This is a genomic window from Pseudomonas poae RE*1-1-14 (assembly GCF_000336465.1).
Lineage (GTDB): Bacteria > Pseudomonadota > Gammaproteobacteria > Pseudomonadales > Pseudomonadaceae > Aquipseudomonas > Aquipseudomonas poae.
The window spans coordinates 2,495,604-2,517,192 of the sequence record NC_020209.1 but is presented as its reverse complement, the minus strand read 5'-3'; the positions used below and the strand labels follow the sequence as shown (position 1 = coordinate 2,517,192).

Genomic DNA, 21,589 nt, shown 5'->3' with positions numbered 1-21,589 from the left:
TACACCTGGCATGCTCCAAACGTTGCGAACGTTCTCTTTGTGCAGAGCCCCATCATGCAATTTTTATCCAACCCACATGACTGTGAAGGCTGGGCCGGTGAAATGGCCCAACGCATTCGCGCGTTCGACTGGTCGAACACCGACCTGGGGCCGTTAGACGAATGGTCCACCAGCCTGGCCTGCACGGTGCAGATGATGCTCGCATCCCCGGTGCCGATGGTGATGCTGTGGGGGCGGGCGGGTTACATGATCTATAACGACAGCTATTCGGTGTTCGCCGGCGGGCGCCATCCCTACCTGCTGGGCACACCGGTGGAGCAGGGCTGGCCGGAAGTGGCCGAGTTCAACCGGCATGTGGTGGACACCTGCCTGGCCGGCGGCACGCTGTCGTTCAACAACAAGGAACTGGTGCTGTCGCGTAACGGCCAGCCTGAAACCCTGTGGCTGGACCTTTACTACAGCCCGGTCGCCGGCGACAACCAGCAACCGGCCGGGGTGCTGGCGATTGTGGTGGAGACCACCGAACTGGTGAAGTCCGAACGGGTGCGGCAGGAACTCACCCACAACCTGGAGCAGCGCGTTGCCGCCGAAGTGCAGGCGCGTTCGGCTGCCGAGGAGCAGTTGCGCCAGTCGCAGAAGCTCGAAGCCATCGGCGGCCTGACCGGCGGCGTGGCCCACGACTTCAATAACCTTTTGCAAGTGATCGCCGGCAACCTGCACCTGCTGGCCCGGCATGAGCCAGATAACCCCCAGGTGCAGCGCCGCGTCAATGCGGCCATTGCCGCTGTGGACCGGGGCGCCAAGCTGTCCTCGCAATTGCTCGCGTTTGCCCGGCGCCAGCCGCTGTCACCGGCGGTGTACAACCCTTTGCGCATTTATGAAAACCTCGGCGAGCTGTTACAGCGCGCGCTGGGTGAAACCATCCATATCGACGTGCAGCTGCCGCGCGACCCGTGGCGCATTCACGTCGACCGCAATCAGCTGGAAAATGCCCTGCTCAACCTGGCGATCAACGCGCGGGACGCCATGAAAGGCGAGGGCGTGATTCGCATCAGCGGCGAAAATATCATCCTCAACCCCAATGATTGCGTGGGCAAAAGCATCTGCCCCGGCGAATACGTGCGCCTGTCGGTGAGTGACAACGGGGTGGGCATGTCACCGGCGATCCAGGCCAAGGTGTTCGAACCGTTCTTCACCACCAAGCGCGACGGCCACGGCACCGGCCTGGGTTTGAGCATGGTGTTCGGCTTTGTGCGCCAAAGCGGCGGGCATGTCGACGTGTGCAGCGCAGAAGGCCAGGGCACCGTGGTGCAGCTGTATTTCCCGCGCAGCCTTGGCGAGGAATGCCAGGAGTCGTCGGACGAACCTGCGGAGCCCATCGGCGGCCAGGAAACCATCCTGGTGGTCGAGGATAACGAAGGCGTGCGCCTCACCGTGGTGGAAGTGCTCGAACAGTCAGGCTACACGGTGCTCACCGCCGACGACGGTGACCAGGCCATGCAAAAACTGCAAACCGGCCTGCAACCGGAGCTGATCTTTACCGACGTGGTGATGCCGGGCCGGGTCAAAAGTACCGACCTGGCCGACTGGGCGCGCCAGCAACAGCCGCCCGTGCCGGTGCTGTTTACCTCCGGCCACACCCGCGACATCCTCTCCAGCAACCACCTGCTGAGCCCCGACATTCATCTGCTGAGCAAGCCCTACAGCCCCGAAGCCCTGACGCTACGGGTGCGCAGCATGCTTACCGCACGACAAGGTTGCCAATGACTTCACAGCGCACCATCCCTCCGATTTCCGCCCAACGCCCAGGTTTTGTCCGGGTGCGCGGCGCCCGTGAACACAACCTGCGCAATGTCGATGTGGATATTCCACGGGATGCCCTGGTGGTGTTTACCGGCGTGTCGGGTTCCGGCAAATCGTCGCTGGCGTTTTCCACGGTGTATGCCGAGGCCCAGCGCCGTTATTTCGAGTCGGTGGCGCCTTATGCGCGGCGCCTGATCGATCAGGTCGGCGTGCCGGACGTGGATTCCATCGAGGGTCTGCCGCCGGCGGTGGCTCTGCAACAGCAGCGCGGCACGCCGAGCGCGCGTTCCTCGGTGGGCAGTGTGACCACCTTGTCGAGCCTGATCCGCATGCTGTATTCGCGCGCCGGCAGCTACCCGCCGGGTCAGGCGATGCTGTATGCCGAGGACTTTTCGCCGAACCTGCCCCAGGGCGCCTGCCCGGAGTGCCATGGGCTGGGTCGCGTGTATGAGGTGACCGAGGCGTTGATGGTGCCCGATCCTTCATTGACGATCCGTCAGCGTGCGGTGGCTGCCTGGCCGCTGGCGTGGCAGGGCCAGAACCTGCGCGACATCCTCGTGACCCTGGGTTATGACGTCGACATCCCCTGGCGCGACCTGCCGAAAAAGCAGCGCGACTGGATTCTCTTCACCGAAGAAACCCCGACGGTGCCGGTGTACGCCGGCTTCACCCCGGCGCAGACGCGTGATGCGTTGAAGCGCAAGCTGGAGCCGAGCTATCAGGGCACTTTCAGCGGTGCGCGGCGCTACATCCTGCACACCTTCAGTCACACCCAAAGCGCGCTGATGAAAAAGCGCGTGTCGCAGTTCATGCAGGGCAGCGCCTGCCCGGTGTGCGAGGGCAAGCGCCTGACCCAGGCGGCGCTGTCGGTGAAGTTTGCCGGCGTGGATATTGGCGAGTTGTCGCAGCTGTCTCTTTCACAACTGGCCGAGCTGTTGCGCCCGGTGGCGGCGGGGCAGGACCGCATGCAGCTGTCGGTGGAGAAACGCCTCGCCGCGCAACGCATCGCCCAGGACCTGCTCGAACGCGTCAGCACCTTGATCGACCTCGGCCTGGGCTACCTGTCTCTGGAGCGCAGTACGCCGACCCTGTCGTCCGGCGAGTTGCAGCGCTTGCGCCTGGCCACGCAATTGGGTTCGCAGCTGTTCGGCGTGATCTATGTGCTGGACGAGCCCTCGGCGGGTTTGCACCCGGCTGATGGCGAGGCGCTGTTCACCGCCCTTGAGCGCCTCAAAGCCGCCGGCAATTCGCTGTTTGTGGTGGAGCACGACCTGGAAACCATGCGCCGCGCCGACTGGCTGATCGATGTGGGCCCGGCCGCCGGTGAGCATGGCGGGCAAGTGCTGTACAGCGGCCCGCCGGCCGGGTTGGCGGACGTGCAGGCCTCGCAGACCCGCGCCTACCTGTTTGCTGAAGGGCAGGCGTTGAATCCTGCGCGGCGCGAACCCGCCGGGTGGTTGAAACTGGAAGGCGTGACGCGCAACAACCTCAATGACTTGAAGGTGGATTTCCCGCTGGGGTGTTTCACGGCGGTGACCGGTATTTCCGGCTCGGGCAAATCCAGCCTGGTCAGCCAGGCGCTGCTGGACCTGGTAGGCAGCGGCCTCGGCAGCCGGGTGGTCAATGACGAAGAACCCAGCCTGGAGGACGACGCCCCGCAAACCAGCGGCGGACACATCCGCTCCGGGCTCGAACATATCCGTCGGCTGGTGCAGGTGGACCAGAAACCCATCGGCCGCACCCCGCGTTCCAATCTGGCGACGTACACCGGGCTGTTCGACAACGTGCGCAAACTGTTTGCCGCCACGCCGGCAGCCATCAAGCGCGGCTATGATGCCGGGCAATTCTCGTTCAACGTCGCCAAGGGCCGTTGCCCGCAGTGCGAGGGTGAAGGTTTTGTCAGCGTTGAGTTGCTGTTCATGCCCAGCGTGTACGCGCCATGCCCGACCTGCCATGGCGCGCGCTACAACCCCGAGACCCTGGCGATCAAATGGCAAGGTCTGAGCATCGCCCAGGTGCTGGGGCTGACGGTGGAACAGGCGGTTGAGGTGTTCGCCGAGCAGCCCGCCGTGCTGCGTTCATTGCAGGTGCTGCGCGATATCGGTTTGGGCTATCTGCGCCTGGGTCAGCCCGCGACCGAGCTGTCCGGCGGCGAAGCGCAGCGCATCAAGCTCGCCACCGAGCTGCAACGCAATGCCCGGGGCGCGACCCTGTATGTGCTCGACGAGCCGACCACCGGCTTGCATCCACGGGACGTCGACCGCCTGCTCAGCCAGCTCAATCAACTGGTGGACGCCGGGCACACGGTGGTTGTGGTGGAGCATGAAATGCGCGTGGTGGCCCAGAGCGACTGGGTGATCGACATCGGGCCGGGGGCAGGGGATGAGGGCGGCAACGTGGTTGCCTGCGGCACGCCGCAAAAGGTCGCCAAGAGCAAGAAAAGCCGCACCGCGCCGTTTCTGGCGCGCGAGCGGGTCTAACCCTCAACCAGAATGAACGGTGGGAGGCTCCAGACTGGACCTCTGTGGCGAGCGGGCTTGCCCCGCGTTGGGGTGCGAAGCGCCCCCACTCCAGAAAAACGCGGTGTACCTGATACGGCTCAGCGCCTGGTTTTGGGGCTGCTGCGCAGCCCAACGCAGGACAAGCCTGCTCGCCACAGGGAACCTGCGCTTAACTGGACGGCATTGGGACAAGCCTGCTCGCCACTACTACAACAAGCCCACCCCACAGGGTCTCCCGTCTTACAGTTGATTCAGCTGGATTTGCTGTTTGGCCTGCTTGACCACGTTTTCCACGGTGAAGCCGAACTTTTCCTGCAGTTTGGCCAGCGGTGCCGAGGCGCCGAAGCTGTTCATCACCACTTTGGCGCCGGTCTGCCCGACATAGCGGTCCCAGCCGAGCGGGCCGGCTTGTTCCACTACCACGCGGGCCTTTACCACCGGCGGCAAGACGCTGTCGCGGTAGGCCTGGTCCTGGTCTTCGAACAGTTCCCAACTGGGCATCGAGACGACCTGCGCGGCAATCCCTTCACCCTTGAGCTGTTCATACGCCGCCACCGCCAGGCTCACTTCACTGCCTGTCGCCAACAGCAGCACTTGAGGCTGCTCGGCGCCCGCCAGCACATAAGCTCCCTTGGCCGCGCCGCTGGCCGCTGCGTACTTCGTGCGGTCCAGGGTCGGCAGCGGCTGGCGCGAGAGCACCACGCAACTGGGCCGATGGGTTTGCGCCAGGGCCACCTTCCACACTTCAAGGGTTTCGTTCGCATCGCCTGGACGCAGCGTCAGCAGCCCCGGTGTGGCGCGCAGTTGGGTCAGGTGCTCGATGGGCTGGTGGGTCGGGCCGTCTTCGCCCACGCCGATCGAGTCGTGGGTAAACACGAACACCACCGGCAACTCCATGATCGCCGCCAGACGGATTGGCGGTTTCATGTAGTCGCTGAACACCAGGAACGTCGAGGTGTACGGCCGCAGGTAAGACAGCGCCATGCCGTTGGCAATCGCACCCATGGCGTGCTCGCGGATGCCGAAGTGCAGGTTGCGCCCGCTGTAGTCATCGGCGCTGAAACGCCCGGCGCCGTCGAAGGTGAGGTTGGTCTTGGTCGAGGGCGATAAATCCGCCGAACCGCCGAGTAACCAAGGAATCTGTTGGGCAAAGGCGTTCAGCACTTCGCCGCCGGCGGCGCGGCTGGCGACGCCCTTGGCGTCGGCTGCATAGTCGGGCAGTTGCGCCTGCCACTGCGCGGGCATTTCGCCGGCGCGCATGCGCTGCAGTTCATCGGCCAGGTGCGAGTCGAGGCGCGACAGGGTCTGGTTCCACTGCGCAAACAACGGCTCGGCACGCTCATGCAGCGCATCACGCAACACCGTGCGCGCTTCTTCGGGCACCAGGAAGCTGGAATCTTCCGGCCAGCCATACGCCGCCTTGGTCAGGCGAATTTCGTCGTTGCCCAGCGGTTCGCCGTGAGCTGCCGCCGTGTTGTGTTTGTGCGGCGAGCCGTAGCCGATCACGCTGTCCACCACGATCAGGGTCGGCGCGCCGGTGTTGCTCTGGAAGGTTGTCAATGCGTCGCTCAAGGCCTGCAAGTCATTGGCATCGGTGACGTGCAGCGTGTGCCAGCCATAAGCCTGGAAGCGCTTGATCACGTCTTCGCTGAACGCCAGTTCGGTGTGGCCTTCGATGCTGATGGTGTTGTTGTCGTAGATCCAGCACAGGTTATCCAGCTTCAAGTGGCCGGCCATCGACGCGGCCTCGCTGCTGATGCCTTCCATCATGTCGCCGTCACCGCACAGGGTGTAGACGTTGTAATCGAACAGCACCTGACCGTCGCGGTTGAAGCGCTTGGCCAGCCAGCGCTCGGCCATCGCCATGCCGACGCTGTTGGCGCAGCCCTGGCCGAGCGGGCCGGTGGTGGTCTCCACGCCGGTGGTCATGCGGTACTCGGGGTGACCGGGGGTCTTGGAACTCATCTGCCGGAACTGCTTGATGTCGTCCAGGCTGATTGCCGGCTGGCCGCTGCGCTTGCCGTGGGCGTCGATCTCGACCACACCCGCCAGGTGCAACAGCGAATACAGCAGCATCGACGCATGGCCCACAGACAGTACAAAGCGGTCACGGTTGGGCCAATCCGGGTGCTCGGGGTGATAGCGCAGAAAGCGACTCCACAGCGTATACCCCACCGGCGCCAGGCCCATGGGCGTGCCCGGATGGCCGGAATTGGCCTTCTGCACGGCGTCCATGGCCAGGGTGCGGATCGTGTTGATGCATTGGGTGTCGACAGCGGTGGCAGCGTGATTCATGAACCGGTCTCCCTTGGGTGGCGATCTAGAGTGGAGGGCAGGGCGCCGCAAAGGTTTGATCCCATCCCTCGCGCCGCGACGAACGGAACCGATGGGCTTGAAACATGACAAGAGCGTCAGGAATGGGCTAGTTTCAAGGGCGTAAGCCATTGATCAAACTGTGAGGAGGTACGTCATGCCAGTTAAACACGACCTGTATCAGGACCTGGGAATGAGCAAGGATGATGTTCACAAACACAGGGCGCACGATAAACGGCTGGACGCGCTGCTCACTCAGTATGACGACCTCGACAAGGAGGTGCTGGAGGCCGAAAAAGCCAGTGCCAGCGATGAGGATGTAGAAAGGCTCAAGAAGAAACGCCTGTTGATCAAGGACAAGATCAGCGGCCGCCTGAGCTGAATGCCAACGGCTGTAGGAGCACGCTTGCTCCTACAGCAATGCCTGGGTGCAGGCGTCGATGGAACGCTGCTGCGTCTGTGCATACAACTGCAATTCATCGATTGTCCTGCACCCCAGCGCCTGCTCGAGCTCGGCCTGGTTCGAGTTCGCCGCGTAGTGACCCTGCGCCCCATCCCCCAGGTTCGACTGGAAAATCCCCGCCGCACTCACCGGCAGAAAGTCTTCATACACCAATGGCTCGATCGCCACGTGGCCGGCGCGCAGCAGTGCTTCCAGCGTGCGCGGCCGGTCGGCCTGGTCGCGTGCCGCCAGGCCCTGCTCGGTGACGAAATAGCGAAAGTAGGCCAGGCCCTGCTCACGCATCTGCCCATGATCGTCGGGGAAGGCCTGGAAGTGCTGCTCCATCAGCTGCGTGTAGCGCCCGGCGTTGGCCTCGTTGGGAAATGCACCGAGTTCATCGCGCGCGGCATTCAGCAGTTGGTCGTACAGCGCGCGGCCCTTGGGGGTGAGGGCGACGCCCCGTTGTTCGATTTCGCCGAAGCGCGCGCTGTGACTGCCGTGGGCATCGGTAAAGGCGATGGGTTCTTCCAGCGCCTTGAAACTGGTCTGGCGCAGCAGGATCGGGCAGCGGCGGCGCGGCGGTCCCTCGATCACCGCCTTGGGTGTGATGCCTTTGCCGGGCATGGCGGCCTGCACCTGGTCGATGTCCAGGGTGCGTGGCGTTAGGTGGTTGATGTGCGGGCCCTTGAAGGCCACCACATCGGCGATCAGGCGGTGCTGGTCGCTCAATTGCCGGTACTGCGCGCCGGTGACGGTGGCGGTGGGGTGCCAGCGAAAAGTCTCCAGGGCCTGTCGGATAAACTCATCGGCCTGCGCGGCGTCGAGGCCACCGTGTTGCTCGGCGTGTTCGATCAGCGCGAGGGCGCCAGCGGTGAAGATCGAGCGCTTGGCCAGGGCGGTTTCGGCGAAGGCGCGCAGCTCGGTGCTTTCGATCAGTTCCAGGCGCAGCAGTGAGGTGAATACGCGGAACGGGCTGGTGTGCAAAGCGCTTTCATGCACCGCGCGAAACGCCGTGGAATGCACCGGCACGCCGGCTGGGGTCAGGTCGTAGTAGCCCACCGGCTGCATGCCCATCACCGCGAACAACCGGCGCAGGGTTGCCAGTTCCGCAGCCGTGCCCACGCGAATGGCGCCGTGGCGTTCCCTGTCCAGGCGCTGGATTTCGCCGGTGCGCTGCAGCTGTTGCGCCAGGCCCGGGTCGCTGTCGAGCACGCGGCGGTTGGTCTCGGCCACCAGCTCCAGCAGCGCGCCGTAAAGCGGGACTTCATCGCGGTACATGTCGGACATGGCCTTGGAGAAACCTTTGCGAATGTCGTCAGGGCTGACATGGGCGGTGCTGGACATGGAAAAATTCCTGATGGCAGGGGCAGTGAGCGTGGCCGTTCACGGGATTTTGTTGGGCGCGAGGTGCGTGTGCAAACGAAGAATCCTCAGGACTTCATTCTGCAAATGAATGAAAGGCTTCTTCCAAGTCTTCATGTGCATCCGCGCGCGGTTGGGCTCTACACTGCGTCTATCAGGCAGGCGACGGAGGACTCCATGACGGCCACACCCAATACCCGGCTACGTGAAACGGTTGAAGGCCAGCGCCTCGCTACCGAGGGGGCCGAGGATTGGCGCGCGTGGGGGCCGTATTTGAGTGAGCGCCAATGGGGCACGGTACGCGAAGACTACAGCGCCGACGGCGATGCCTGGCGCTATTTTTCCCATGAGCACGCGCGCAGCCGCGCCTACCGCTGGGGCGAGGATGGTCTGGCCGGGTTCAGTGACAAGGCGCAGCGCTGGTGCCTGGGCCTGGCGCTGTGGAATGAGCGCGACGTGATCCTCAAGGAGCGCCTGTTCGGCCTGAACAACGCCGAGGGCAACCACGGTGAGGACGTCAAGGAACTGTACTTTTTCGTCGACGGCGTGCCGAGCCATGCCTATATGCGCATGCTCTACAAATACCCCCATGCAGCATTTCCCTATGCCGACCTGATCAGCGAGAACGCGCGACGCGGCCTGGGCGATGCCGAGTATGAAATCCTCGACACCGGCGTGTTCGCAGACAACCGCTACTGCGATGTCAGCGTCGAGTACGCCAAGTATCAGCCGGACGACATCTGCATGCGCGTCACCGTGCACAACCGCGCCGAGCAGCCGACGCGCCTGCAGGTGTTGCCCCAGGTGTGGGCGCGCAACGACTGGAGCTGGACCGCTGACGCCCCCAAGCCACAGTTGCAGCGCGACGGTGAGCACGTGCTGGCGCGTCACCACGAATTGCCCGATTACCGTCTCGACGCCTGGGGCCAGGACGGCGTGGAATGGCTGTTCTGCGAGAACGAAACCAACTACCCGAGGCTCGACGGGCAAGCCGCGCCCGGACCGTTCAAGGATGGCATCAACGATTACGTGGTGGACGGTGTGCAGACCGCAATCGGGCGTAACGCGGGCACCAAGGTCGCCGCGCGGTTCATCCTTGAGCTGGCGGGGCTGGAAAGCAAAACGCTGTATCTGCGATTTGCGCCGGTGGGCGCGTCAGAGCTCAATGCGCGCAAGCTGTTCGAACAGCGTCGTCAGGAAACCGATGATTTCTACGCCGCCCTGCAACAGGGCATCGCCGACGAGGACGCGCGCAATGTGCAGCGTCAGGCCTTGGCCGGCTTGCTGTGGTCCAAGCAGCTCTATTATTTCGACGTAAACCAGTGGCTCGACGGCGATCCCGCCCAGCCGGCGCCGCCGCCCGAGCGCTTGCACATTCGCAATACCCATTGGCGGCACCTGTCCAACTTCGACATCCTCTCAATGCCCGACACCTGGGAATACCCGTGGTACGCGTCCTGGGACCAGGGCTTCCAGGCGGTGGCGTTTGCCCTGATCGATCCGGGCTATGCCAAGCAACAGCTGTTGCTGCTGGTGAAGGACCGTTTCATGCACCCTAACGGCCAACTGCCAGCCTATGAATGGCGCTTCGACGATGCCAACCCGCCGGTGCATGCCTGGGCCAGCTGGCGTGTGTATCAGCAGGACAAGGCGCTCACGGGCGTGGGCGATATGGATTTTCTCGAGCGGATTTTCCACAAGCTGCTGCTGAATTTTTCCTGGTGGGTCAACCGCAAGGACGCCGAGGGGCGCAACCTGTTTCAGGGCGGGTTCCTGGGCCTGGACAACATCGCCTTGTTCGACCGCTCGGCGCCGTTGCCGCCGGGTTATCAACTGGATCAGGCCGATGGCACCGCGTGGGTGGCGGCCTATGCGCTGGACCTGATGCGTATCGGCCTGGAACTGGCCAGACGCAATGCGGTGTACGTCGATATTGCGGTGAAATTCTTCGAACACTTCCTGTATATCGCCGGCGCCATCAACCGCGTCGACGACAGCGCCGAAGGTTTGTGGGATGAGCAGGACCTGTTTTTCTACGACGTGCTGCACCGTCCCGATGGCCACAGCGAGCCGGTGCGCCTGCGCTCCATTGTCGGCCTGATGCCGCTGTTCGCCGTGCTGGTGCTGGAGCAGCGTGAGCATGAAGGCCTGGAAGGTTTGCGCGAACGGCTGCTGGGGTTCATGCATCACCGGCCAGACCTGGCCAAACTGGTGTCGCGCTGGAATGAACCGGGGCAGGGCAATCGCCTGTTGCTGGCATTGCTGCGCGGCGAGCGCACCAAGGACCTGTTGCGGCGCATGCTGGATGACGATGAATTTCTCTCGGCATTTGGCGTGCGATCCTTGTCCAAAGCCTTCGCCGAACAGCCGCTGGCGCTGCAGATGAATGGCGACAGCCTGAGCGCGCGCTATCAACCCGGCGAATCCGATTCACGGCTGTACGGCGGCAATTCCAACTGGCGCGGGCCGGTGTGGATGCCGGTGAACTACATGCTGATCGAGTCGCTGCGCGAGTTTCATCGCTACTACGCGGATAATTTTTCGGTGGAGTACCCCACGGGAAGCGGTTATCTGGCCTCCCTTGAAGACGTCGCCGACAGCCTGAGCCAGCGCCTGACGCGCTTGTTTCTCAGGGATGAAAACGGCTTGCGGCCTTCGATGGCGGGGTATGCGCAACTGGAGGCGGACCCGGCAAGTCGCGATCTGGTGTTGTTCCATGAGTATTTTCATGGAGAAACCGGGCGGGGGTTGGGGGCGTCGCATCAGACGGGATGGAGTGCGTTGGTGGCGTTGTTATTGCAACCGAAAAACTGAAGAGGGAGGGGCAAGCCCCTCCCACCGGTACTCAGGACGGGAACAGTTCGCTCAGCTTCATGGCCAGCATCATGTCGCCTTCGGTGCGCAGCTTGCCGCCCATGAACGCCTGCATGCCGTCGGTGGAACCGTCGACGATGCCTTCCAGGGTTTCGCTGTCCATCACCAGCGTGACCTGGGCGTCCGGGTTTTCGCCCTCGTGCAGTTCGCAGGTCTTGTCCTTGACCACCAGCGAGAAGTTCTTGGTGTCGTCGATACGGAAACCGAACACCAGGTCCAGACCTTCGGCGGCGCTTGGGTTGAATTTGGCTTTCATTGCTTCTACGGCTTTGGCTACGTCAGTCATGGTTTCGATCCTTTAGGGTAGAGTCCAGTGACCTTGGGGTCACGGTTGGCCGCAGTCATCGGAACGTGATGAGCTGCGGCACCTTCAACAGTTGCAAGTGTGCATGGCTGTTGAAGGAAGCCAGGGCCACCTCGCGACCGCGGAATTTCAGCTGGTTGAGCGAGGTGTTAACAATTTGCCAATTCAGCTCGAAGGCCTGGGCGGCAGGCATTCGGGTGATCAGGTGGAGCAGGGCGGTGATGGTGCCGCCGGAGGTGAACACGGCGATCTTGTCGGCGTCGTCAGCAGCCTCCAGCAGACGCTGCAAACCTGCTTGTACGCGCTCGACGAACCCCAGCCAGCTTTCCAGTCCCGGCGGGTCATAGGTGCCGGCCAGCCAGCGGTCGATGATCAGCGCGAAGATGCGCTGGAATTCGCGGCGGTTTTGCGCGGCGTTGCGCAAGATGTCGAGGGCTTCAGGCTCTTCGCTCAACAGTTCGGGGAGCAGCGCGCGGATCACGGCTTCGGCGTCGAATTCGTTGAATGCGCTGTCGGTTTCGACCGGGGGAACCGGCAAGCCGAGGGCGCTGAAAGATTCGAATGTGGCGGTGGCGGTGTGCTGTTGGCGGCGCAGGTCGCCGGCGATGCAGCGGTCGAAGGCAATACCCAGATCGGCGAGGTGACGACCGAGCACCTGCGCCTGTTCCACACCGATGGGCGACAGGACGTCATAGTCGTCTGCCCCGAAAGAGGCTTGGCCATGCCGAATCAGATAGATACTGCCCACGTCCGTTTTCCTGGGTACGTTGAAACGTCCGACGAGGTTATGGGGATGCCAGGAAGCTGTCAATGGAAAAACATACGCTTGTTTTAAAAGGGAGTTGGAAGGCCGCTACTGGCGGTTTGGGCACTGGTTTGCAGGCAGTGCCGCCGGTATGCTGGGCCATCCGCGCCTGGCGCACTGCACTTTGTAAGGGGAACTATGGATTTTCTGGTTGAATACGCGAGCTTTCTGGCCAAGACCGTCACCCTGGTGGTCGCCATACTGGCCGTGCTGATCAGCTTTGCGGCGCTGCGCAGTAAGGGGCGGCGCAAGTCGTCCGGCCAGTTGCAGGTCAGCAAGCTCAATGACTTCTATAAGGGCCTGCGTGAGCGCCTGGAGTCCAGCCTGCTCGACAAGGATCAGCTCAAGGCCCTGCGCAAGTCCGAAAGCAAGGCCGAAAAGAAGAAGCAGAGCAAGCCCAAGCCAGAAGCTCGGCCACGGGTGTTCGTGCTGGATTTCGATGGTGATATCAAGGCCTCGGCCACCGAGAGCCTGCGCCATGAAATTACCGCGCTGCTGAGCCTGGCCACGCCCGAGGATGAGGTGGTGCTGCGCCTGGAAAGCGGCGGCGGGATGGTGCACAGCTATGGTCTGGCGTCGTCGCAACTGGCGCGCATTCGCCAGGCAGGCGTGCCGTTGACCGTGTGCATCGACAAGATCGCGGCCAGCGGCGGCTACATGATGGCGTGCATTGGCGAGAAGATCATCAGCGCGCCGTTTGCCATTCTCGGCTCCATTGGTGTGGTGGCGCAGTTGCCCAACGTCAACCGCCTGCTGAAAAAGCACGACATCGACTTTGAAGTGCTGACCGCCGGTGAATACAAGCGCACCCTGACGGTGTTCGGCGAAAACACCGAGAAAGGCCGGGAGAAGTTCCAGGAAGACCTGGATATCACTCACCAGTTGTTCAAGAACTTCGTCTCGCGTTATCGCCCGCAGCTGTCAATCGATGACGTTGCCACCGGAGAGGTATGGCTGGGCGTGGCGGCGCTGGACAAGCAACTGGTCGATGCGCTGCAGACCAGCGACGAATACCTGGCCACCAAGGCCAAGACGGCCGAGGTGTTCCACCTGCACTACGCCGAGCGCAAGAGCCTGCAGGAGCGCGTGGGCCTGGCGGCCAGCGGTTCAGTGGACCGGGTGCTGCTGACCTGGTGGAGCCGTCTGACCCAGCAGCGGTTCTGGTAGGCGCAATGTACGAGGCTTAGCGCTTTCGCGAGGCCAGCTGTAGCGTCTGTGGCGAGCGGGCAAGCCCCAAAGCCTGATCAAGAGCGCGGCGGCCTGAGAGCCGACCGAGATTGTCGGCCGAACCCTGTACACACTGTGGGAGGGGCTTGCTCCCGATGGCGTCGGCCCAGCAAACATTGATGTCGACTGACCCACCGCTCCCACAGTTAAGCGCAGATACCCTGTGGCGAGCAGGCTTATCCTGCGTTGGGCTGCGCAGCAGCCCCAAAACCAGGCGCTGAACCGTGTCTCAGGTACACCGCGTTTTGCTGGATTGGGGGCGCTTCGCACCCCAACGCGGGGCAAGCCCGCTCGCCACAACAAGCCTGCTCGTCACAGTGATGTGGTTGTCTGAACTTTCAGGCTTTAAAAGCAGGGTTTCTCCTACAGTAAAATCTGCATTCATAGCTGAATCAGAAGTTGACCGAAGCACTCAAGCGCGCCGTCAATGGTGCGCCCTGGAACAGGTAGTCATCGCCCATGTACTCGCCCGCGTCGCGCCAGTAACGTTTGTCGAACAGGTTGTCGACGCTCAGGCGAAACACCGTTTCATAGCCGTCAAGCCGTGTGGTGTAGCGACTGCCCACATTGACCACCGCGTAATCCCCCACCTCTGCATTGCCGGTGCGGTTGGCGTACTTTTTGGCGCTGTATTGCACGCCGCCCAGCACCGCCAGACCGTTCACCCACGGCAACGCATAATCGGCATACACACTGGCGCGCAGCGTGGGCACGTTGATCGCCTGATGATCTTCATAAGCCGGCGTGCCGCTGCCGCTTACCCGTGCGCGGATGGCCGCCACGCTGGTTGCGATCTGCAGGCGGTCCGTGGCCCAGCCATTGGCCGAGAGTTCCAGTCCCGTGTTTTTCTGTTCGCCCTGTTGCACATACGTGAAGTTGCCAGCGCCGTCGGGCCTGGCGTACTGATAAGCCTGGCGCGTCTGGAACACGGCAGCGGCGAAGCTGATGCGGCGCCAGTCGTATTTCACCCCGGCTTCGATCTGCCGTGACGGGGTCGGTGCCAGGGGGGTATCGGGATTGCTCGCGAACCATGGCGCCGTGCCGCCCAGGGACAGGCCCTTGCTATAGCTGGTGTACAGCGAAACAGCCTCGACCGGCTTGTAGATCAACGCCGCCTGGGGCAGGAATACGTACTGTTGGGTATGCCGTGACGGATTGCCGTCGCTGTCGAAGGCGCGCTCGTCCAGGCGCACTTCGCGACCGCCCAGAATGGTTTGCCAGTGCTCGTTCAGGCGCATGTGATCGGTGATGAACACGCCGTACTGGCGGCTGTCGAGTGCGCGGTGGCTGTCATTGAGCGGCTTGTCGGCGGGTGTGAAGGTCGGCACATACTCGTCGATATTGGCCGTGCCGATCAGCTCGTTGACCGGCGCGCGCTTGTCGACTACCCGACGAAAAACGCTGCTGCCCAAGGTCAGCTCATGACCGATGCCGGCGGTGTCGAACAGCCCGGTCATGGCCGCCTGCACTTCGTCGTCGCGGCGCGTGTCATCCGGGCTGCGGAAGTCATAGACGTCGTAATTGCCTTCGGGGCTGAAAAAGTTGGGCGTACTCGATCCGCTGCAACTGGCCGACCCGTAGCAGCCCCAGGCAAACGCGCTGTAGTCGTCGATCACCACCTTGCTGCGGGCTGCGCTGAGGCGGCCTGTCCACTGGTCGCTGAAGCGGTACTCGAACATGCCGTTGAGGTTCAGCGAGTCGATGCCCACCTGCCTGGAACCGCTCTGGTGGCCCAGCAGTTTCTTTGGCGACGCGCCGTGGGGCACTTGCGTCCCATCCAGCAATTGATAGCCGGGGACCGAGCGTTGTTGCTTGTTCTGGTATTCCGCGTCCAGTTGCAGCACGGCGTCGGGGCTGAGATTCCAGTCGAAAGCCAGGGACACGAAATCGCGCTGACCATTGGCGTGTTCCACATAGGAATTGAGGTCTTCATGGGCCACATTGGCACGCAGGCCGAACTGTTGTTCGCTGCCGAACCAGCCACCCACATCCGTGGCCACATAACCGCTGCCGCGATCATCGGTGGAGACGGTGACCGAACGCACCTCTTCCGGGCGCTTGGTCACGTAGTTGATGACGCCGCCGGGTTCGGAAATCCCGCTTTGCAGCCCGGCCAGGCCCTTGAGCACTTCCACCTGCTGCTTGTTCTCCAGCGCGACGTTCTGCTCGCCGGTGATGGTGCGCCCGTTGATCTTGTAGCTGCTCGCCGCATTCAGCGAGAAGCCGCGCACCACGAAGTTTTCGTAGTAGCCGATCGGCGCATAGCTGTCGCCCACCGAGGCATCGTTGCGCAGCACTTCACTGAGCAGGCGCGCCTGCTGGTCCTTGATCAGCGTGGCATTGATCACCGTGATCGAGGCTGGCGTGTCGAGCAATGGCGCGTCAGTGAAGCCGCCGACCGAAGCGCTCTCGGTGCGATAGCCGGACGCCTCCTGGCCCTGGACCTGTAACGTCGGCAACTCGATGTCTGCCGCCTGGCTGCTGCCCATGCCGCTACCGAGCAACAGACCGAGGGCAAAAGGTGAAGTGGCCAGAGAGGGAAAAGGGCGAAAACGCAAAACCATGGACGGGGCCTTAAAGCGTTGGGCGAGGGGGCGCATAAGCTAGGCATTACGGCACGGTTTTACAAGTCATTGGGAGAGCTGCATGCAAGGGTGGCGTACACTGCCTGCGAGCTGAGTTTTTATTGACCTTCTGGAGTTACTGCCATGGCAACCGCATCTTGCGTCATTGAAATCCCTGCTTCGGCCAATCAGGTCTGGCAATTGGTGGGCGGCTTCAACAGCCTGCCGGACTGGCTGGCATTCATCGCCAGCAGCGAGCCGGGTGAGGGCGGACGCGTGCGTCACCTGCAAACCACCGATGGCGCCGTGATCGTGGAGCGCCTGCAAACCTTTGACAATGTAGCGCGTACCTACAGCTACACCATCGAGCAATCGTCGTTTCCGGTGACTGCTTATCTGGCGACATTGCAGGTTGAGGCGTTGACCGAGACGTCGGCAAAGGTGACCTGGTCCGGCGTGTTCACGCCAGCGGCGGGCACCACCGAAGCGGCCGTCGAGGAATTGTTCATTGGCGTGTACAGCGGTGGACTTGCGGCGCTGCGCGCCAACTACCCGGCCTGATCAGATCCGAAACTTGAGCCTGTGCCGAGCGGGCTCGCCCCAATGCCTTTCAGTTAAGCGCAGATTCCCTGTGGCGAGCAGGCTTGTCCTGCGTTGGGCTGCGCAGCAGCCCCAAAACCAGGCGCTGAGCCGTATCAGGCACACCGCGTTTTGCTGGATTGGGGCTGCTTCGAAGCCCAACGCGGGGCAAGCCCGCTCGCCACAGCAATAGCCCGCACCACAGGGATGTGGTTGCCCCCTCCCACATTCTTTAGCGGTGGCTGGGCTATTTGGGCATCAGCTGCTGTCGGCACTCCAGCGCCAATCTGGCGCCGCCGCGCTGGCTGCTGCCCACGTCCAGCTTGAACCCATGCAGGTTGATGATCGCCGCCACAATCGACAAGCCCAGCCCGAATCCGCCTTGCTGGTCGCTTTCGTCCACCCGGTAAAAACGCTGGAACACCGCATCGCGCTCGGCCAGTGGAATGCCCGGCCCGGAGTCGTGCACTTCAATGCGGGTGCTGCCGGCGTTATTTACGCCACGCAAAATCACTTCACCGCCTGGCGGGGTGAACTTGATCGAGTTGCTCAACAGGTTGGACAGGGCCTCGAACAGCAGCGCGCGGTCGCCACTGATCGGCGGCAAAGACGCTGGCACCTGCAACAGCAGTTGCAATTCGCCTTCCTCGGCCAGGGGCAGGTAGAAGTCATGCAGCTCGCGCAGCAGCGGCAGCGGGTCCATGACCAGAAAGCCCGAGCGGCGTTGATGGTCCTCCAGTTCCGAGATGCGCAACAGCCCGCGAAACCGGGCCATCAGCGTGTCGGTTTCGGCAATCGCATCGTCGAGTTTCACCGCGTGCACCGAGTCTTCTTCGGCTTGCTGCTTGATGCGGTACAACTGCGCGCGCAGACGGGTGAGCGGGGTGCGCAGGTCGTGGGCGATGTTGTCGCACACGCCCTTGACCTCGTTCATCAGCTTCTCGATGCGGTCGAGCATGGCGTTGACGATGGCCGCGAGCATGTCCAGCTCATCACGCCGGTCGGACAGCGGCAGGCGGTGAGTGAGGTCGCCGGCAACGATGGCTTCGGCGCTTGCCTGGATCCCGCGAATGCGCCGCAACGGGCGGCGGCGCAGCAGATGCCAGCCGGCGATGCCGGGGATGATGGTCAGCGACAGCGCCCATAACAGCGCGTGCCAGATGATCCGCGTCACGCCGAACAGCGAACCGTTGGCGCGCACCAGCACCAGCCAGCGGCCGTCGTCGGTATGGGTCGCGACGGCGTCGCAGCTGTCCTTGGGCAGCTTGGGGTCATCGGATTCGACGCAATTGACCAGGGTATGGATCTTGCCGTCCAGAGGCAGGTCCGGTGGCACCCCGCGGATCGGTCCGCTCAAGGGGCGGAAGGCCTCATCGAACAGACCGTAGGCGTCCACACCTTTCATGTCGAAGGTCATGCTGGTGGTCAGCGCTTCCACCAGCTCTTGGCCGTCGAAGCGCTGGAACAGGTGCTGGCGCTGCAGCAATGAATGGCGCGACAAGTCGCTCAGGTAACCAGACACCTCGTAATACAGCACGCCCATGAGGATGCAGCTCCAGGCCACGAACAGCGAACTGTACAACGCCAGCAGGCGGCTGCTGGAGGAGCGCCAGCCCTTAGAGGGGTTCAGCAATGACATAACCCGAGCCCCGTACCGTGCGAATCAGCGGCGTGAGGCCCGGGGGATCGATCTTCTTGCGCAGGCGCCCGATGTGCACGTCGATCAGGTTGGTGCCGGGGTCGAAGTGATACCCCCAGACTTCCTCGAAGATCATCATGCGCGAGAGGATTTGCCCGGTGTTGCGCATCAGGAATTCGAGCAGTTTGTATTCGGTGGGCAGCAGGGTCAGTGGCTGCTCGGCGCGACTGGCTTCGCGGCTGATCAGGTTCAGTTCCAGGTCCGCCACGCGCAGCGCGGTTTCGAACTCCTTGACCGTGCTTTTGCGGCGCAGCAGCACTTCGACGCGGGCGGCCATTTCATCGGAGGCAAAGGGTTTGGTCAGATAATCGTCACCGCCGGCACGCAGGCCACGCACACGCTCGTCAACGTCGGAGAGGGCGCTGATCATCAGGATCGGCGTGGAAACGCCGATGGTGCGCAGGGTGGTAACGATGGCCAGGCCATCCAGTTCCGGCAGCATTCGGTCGAGGGTGATCAGATCGTAATCACCACTCACGGCGCGGACCAGGCCTTCACGGCCATTGTCCACCCAGTCTACCTCCAGTCCATGGCTACTCAGCTCGGCGACGATCTCGCGGGCCGTTACGGCGTCATCCTCGATGGTCAAAATACGGGTCATAGGAGTACCTGGTGAGCGATTCACACTAGAAGTACGCATATTTTGCCAATAAGTAACTGAACGTTTCCTAAATAAAACTTCATCTCCTTGAAATGCAGCAGGTAAAGGGCGGCCGTCTGACCTGGCGCTATCGGGAGCAAGCCCCTTGCGCAGGGGATTTTTTGTGAATGGAGGATTGCATTACGCCCGCTCAAAACCGGGTTTTATTGCAACTTGCATGGATGGAAGAAGTTCGATTTATCTAACTAATTGAAATGCAAGGGTTTTATTTTTGTCGTGCGCTGGCACGCGGCCTGCACTGTCCTTTTTGAGACTTGTAACACCTTTTTTCCTGCCGGGAGCACAACAACAATGATCACATCATCCACCACGCTTCAAGAATCGAGCGCGCGCTCCGGGGTTTCCTGGGGGGCGATTTTTGCCGGGGCGGCCGCAGCCGCCGCACTCTCGTTGATCCTCGTACTGCTGGGCTTCGGCCTGGGTTTCTCGGCGGTATCGCCGTGGGCCGACAGCGGCATGAGTGCCAAGGGGCTTGGCATTTCCACGATTATCTGGCTGGCCTTTACCCAGATTGTCGCGTCAGGGCTGGGCGGTTACATCGCCGGTCGCTTGCGTGTGAAGTGGGCCAACATGCATGGCGATGAAGTGTACTTTCGCGACACCGCCCACGGCTTCCTGGCCTGGGCTGTGGCGACCCTGATCACGGCCATGCTGGTCGTCGGCTCGGTGAGCAGCGTCGTCGGCGGTGGCGTCAAAGCCGGTGCCAGTGTGGCCTCCGGTGCGGCAAGCGGCATGACCCAGGCAGCTGGCAGCATGGCCAATGGCGCCCACAGCGGCGACTTCGGCTACTACGTCGACAGCCTGTTCCGTGACGATCGCCCTGCAGCGGTCAGCGATGACGCTGCCCATGCCGTAGTCGGTCGCATCTTCGCCCGTACCCTGGGCAACGACGGCCAGTTGGCTCCGGAAGACCGCACCTACCTGGCTCAGTTGATCAGCCAGCGCACCAACCTCAGCCAAGCGGATGCCGAAGCGCGTATCGACAAAGTGTATGGCGACGCCCGCAAAGCCATCGAAGATGCCAAGCTCAAAGCCAAGCAAGCCGCCGACACTGCCGCAAAAGTGGCTGCGTACGCTTCGCTGTGGACCTTCGTGTCGCTGTTGATCGGTGCGTTCTTCGCCAGCTTCGCTGCCACCTTCGGCGGTCGCCGTCGTGACGCGGTGGTGTATGTCGAAACTGAAAACTACGTTCGTTAAATAAGGAAGAACATCATGCGCTCATTACTTCTGTGGTTCCTCGGCGTGCCAATCCCGTTGATCATTCTGATCGCGATCTTCATGCACTGATCCGAACCAGGCTCCATCCCGATGTGTGAGGGGGCTTGCTCCCGATAGCGGTGACGCACCGCTATCGGGAGCAAGCCCCCTCACACATTTTTTCGTCAGTCGTCGAAACCCAACTGCTCGTGAATCTCGTCCACCTTCAATTCCAGGCGGTAAGCCACGGCGATGAACAATGCCTGGCACAGGCACAGCGTGGCGCTCAACGAGCGAAACGCAAAGGATGACCCCTCGTTGACCAGCAGCACCGCATTCGCGCGCTTGGCCAGAGGCGAGAGGTTGCTGTCGGTGATGATCAGCGTCCTGGCCTGATGATGTTGGGCGATGCGCAGGCAGTGCTGGGTCTCTTTGCCGTACGGCGTGAAGCTGATGGCGATGACCAGGTCATCGGCGCGCACGCTGCGCATCTGCTCGCGATAACTGCCGCCCAGGCCCGAGACCAGATGGATGCGCTTGTTGGTGTGCTGCAGGTTGTAGACCAGGTAGTCGGCCACCGCAAACGAACGGCGCACGCCCACCACATAAATGTTTTCGGCGTTGACCACCAGGTCTACCGCCTTGTCGAACGCCACGTCATCCAGTTCCAGGCCCAGTCGCTCGATGCCTGACAAGGTGGCGTTGACGCACTCGCGTGCCAGGTCGCCGCCGCTGGCCTTCTGCGACTTGTTGGCGATCATGCTGCGGATGCGCTGCTGGTAGTTCTGCACCGGCGTGGTCTTGTGCGTATACGCCTCGCGAAACAGCGCCTGCATCTCACTGAAGCCACTGAAGCCGAAACGCTGGGAAAAGCGCACGATGGCTGACGGGTGTACTTCGCATTCACGGGCGATGTCGCTGATGCGGTCGACCATGATCCGGTCGCTCTGCTGGCTGATGTAGCTGGCAATGCGTTTGAGCTGGCGCGGCAGGCTTTCGTATTCGTCGGTGATCAGCTGCAACAGGCGTTCGGCATTGAGCGGGGGGCTGGCGAGAGCATCTTGTGAAGGGGTCTCGGGCATGGGCAATCCTTCTGGCGTGTTCGTCTGGTGCGCTGGGGTGGCGCAAGTCTACAGGGTAGGCGCAAAAAAATACCTCGGCATCAGGGAACACGGGACTGGCTGGAACGATGCACGGTGGCTGGCGCGAGCCTATGATGGCTTATTGGAAAAAATATTCCACAAAAATAATTATGGAA

The 21,589-nt window shown here is 62.4% G+C and carries 15 protein-coding genes; 7 read left to right on the top strand and 8 right to left on the bottom strand.

Annotation, left to right across the window (positions count from 1 at the left end; all coding sequences use genetic code 11):
- The first annotated feature begins 54 nt into the window (after positions 1 to 54).
- Together H045_RS10765 and uvrA are read left to right on the top strand one after the other, a co-directional pair.
- Positions 55 to 1,767 (top strand): ATP-binding protein, encoded by a 1,713-nt coding sequence (locus tag H045_RS10765; RefSeq protein WP_015372364.1) that lies wholly within the window; start codon positions 55 to 57, stop codon positions 1,765 to 1,767.
- On the top strand, positions 1,764 to 4,283 hold the full coding sequence (gene uvrA, locus H045_RS10760; protein WP_041931494.1) for an excinuclease ABC subunit UvrA: 2,520 nt from the start codon (positions 1,764 to 1,766) through the stop codon (positions 4,281 to 4,283). Before H045_RS10765 ends, uvrA begins: the two co-directional genes overlap by 4 nt.
- A 261-nt stretch (positions 4,284 to 4,544) precedes the next feature.
- Here uvrA and tkt read toward each other — a convergent pair whose 3' ends face one another.
- A complete protein-coding gene (gene tkt / locus H045_RS10755; RefSeq protein ID WP_015372362.1) occupies positions 4,545 to 6,599 on the bottom strand; it encodes a transketolase in 2,055 nt (684 codons plus the stop codon).
- Between the two features lie 175 nt (positions 6,600 to 6,774).
- On the opposite strand from tkt, the gene H045_RS10750 reads away from it, so the two are divergent.
- On the top strand, positions 6,775 to 6,999 hold the full coding sequence (locus tag H045_RS10750) for an HP1242/YdcH family protein (RefSeq protein ID WP_015372361.1): 225 nt from the start codon (positions 6,775 to 6,777) through the stop codon (positions 6,997 to 6,999).
- 30 nt (positions 7,000 to 7,029) lie between these two features.
- Here H045_RS10750 and hglS read toward each other — a convergent pair whose 3' ends face one another.
- Complete coding sequence (gene hglS, locus H045_RS10745) at positions 7,030 to 8,403, bottom strand: 2-oxoadipate dioxygenase/decarboxylase HglS (RefSeq protein WP_015372360.1); 1,374 nt, start codon at positions 8,401 to 8,403, stop codon at positions 7,030 to 7,032.
- A gap of 195 nt (positions 8,404 to 8,598) precedes the next feature.
- Between hglS and H045_RS10740 the strand changes: the two genes are divergently transcribed.
- Positions 8,599 to 11,235, top strand: coding sequence for an MGH1-like glycoside hydrolase domain-containing protein (locus H045_RS10740; RefSeq protein WP_015372359.1), 2,637 nt, complete (start codon positions 8,599 to 8,601; stop codon positions 11,233 to 11,235).
- 31 nt (positions 11,236 to 11,266) lie between these two features.
- Here H045_RS10740 and H045_RS10735 read toward each other — a convergent pair whose 3' ends face one another.
- Both H045_RS10735 and H045_RS10730 read right to left on the bottom strand, forming a co-directional pair.
- Complete coding sequence (locus tag H045_RS10735) at positions 11,267 to 11,581, bottom strand: SCP2 sterol-binding domain-containing protein (RefSeq protein WP_003232246.1); 315 nt, start codon at positions 11,579 to 11,581, stop codon at positions 11,267 to 11,269.
- Positions 11,582 to 11,636: 55 nt separating this feature from the next.
- On the bottom strand, positions 11,637 to 12,347 hold the full coding sequence (locus H045_RS10730) for a histidine phosphatase family protein (protein ID WP_015372358.1): 711 nt from the start codon (positions 12,345 to 12,347) through the stop codon (positions 11,637 to 11,639).
- A 195-nt stretch (positions 12,348 to 12,542) separates the two neighbouring features.
- Here H045_RS10730 and sohB point away from each other — a divergent pair, with 195 nt between their 5' ends.
- Positions 12,543 to 13,571 (top strand): protease SohB, encoded by a 1,029-nt coding sequence (gene sohB, locus H045_RS10725; protein ID WP_003232249.1) that lies wholly within the window; start codon positions 12,543 to 12,545, stop codon positions 13,569 to 13,571.
- Positions 13,572 to 14,023: 452 nt separating this feature from the next.
- Here sohB and H045_RS10720 read toward each other — a convergent pair whose 3' ends face one another.
- Positions 14,024 to 16,195 (bottom strand): TonB-dependent siderophore receptor, encoded by a 2,172-nt coding sequence (locus tag H045_RS10720; protein WP_015372357.1) that lies wholly within the window; start codon positions 16,193 to 16,195, stop codon positions 14,024 to 14,026.
- Between the two features lie 144 nt (positions 16,196 to 16,339).
- Between H045_RS10720 and H045_RS10715 the strand changes: the two genes are divergently transcribed.
- Positions 16,340 to 16,756, top strand: coding sequence for an SRPBCC family protein (locus tag H045_RS10715; RefSeq protein ID WP_003232253.1), 417 nt, complete (start codon positions 16,340 to 16,342; stop codon positions 16,754 to 16,756).
- A gap of 265 nt (positions 16,757 to 17,021) precedes the next feature.
- Here H045_RS10715 and H045_RS10710 read toward each other — a convergent pair whose 3' ends face one another.
- Positions 17,022 to 18,413, bottom strand: coding sequence for a sensor histidine kinase (locus tag H045_RS10710; protein WP_015372356.1), 1,392 nt, complete (start codon positions 18,411 to 18,413; stop codon positions 17,022 to 17,024).
- The gene (locus tag H045_RS10705; protein ID WP_003232258.1) at positions 18,391 to 19,074 is read right to left on the bottom strand and encodes a response regulator transcription factor; all 684 of its coding nucleotides are present in this window, start codon (positions 19,072 to 19,074) and stop codon (positions 18,391 to 18,393) included. The genes H045_RS10710 and H045_RS10705 overlap by 23 nt, the downstream gene beginning before the upstream one ends.
- Positions 19,075 to 19,425: 351 nt before the next feature.
- Here H045_RS10705 and H045_RS10700 point away from each other — a divergent pair, with 351 nt between their 5' ends.
- Entirely contained in the window at positions 19,426 to 20,331 is a 906-nt protein-coding gene (locus H045_RS10700) for a hypothetical protein (RefSeq protein ID WP_015372355.1), read from the top strand.
- A 185-nt stretch (positions 20,332 to 20,516) separates the two neighbouring features.
- On the opposite strand, the gene H045_RS10695 is transcribed toward H045_RS10700, so the two are convergent.
- Entirely contained in the window at positions 20,517 to 21,413 is an 897-nt protein-coding gene (locus tag H045_RS10695) for a MurR/RpiR family transcriptional regulator (protein WP_003232262.1), read from the bottom strand.
- Positions 21,414 to 21,589: the final 176 nt, after the last annotated feature.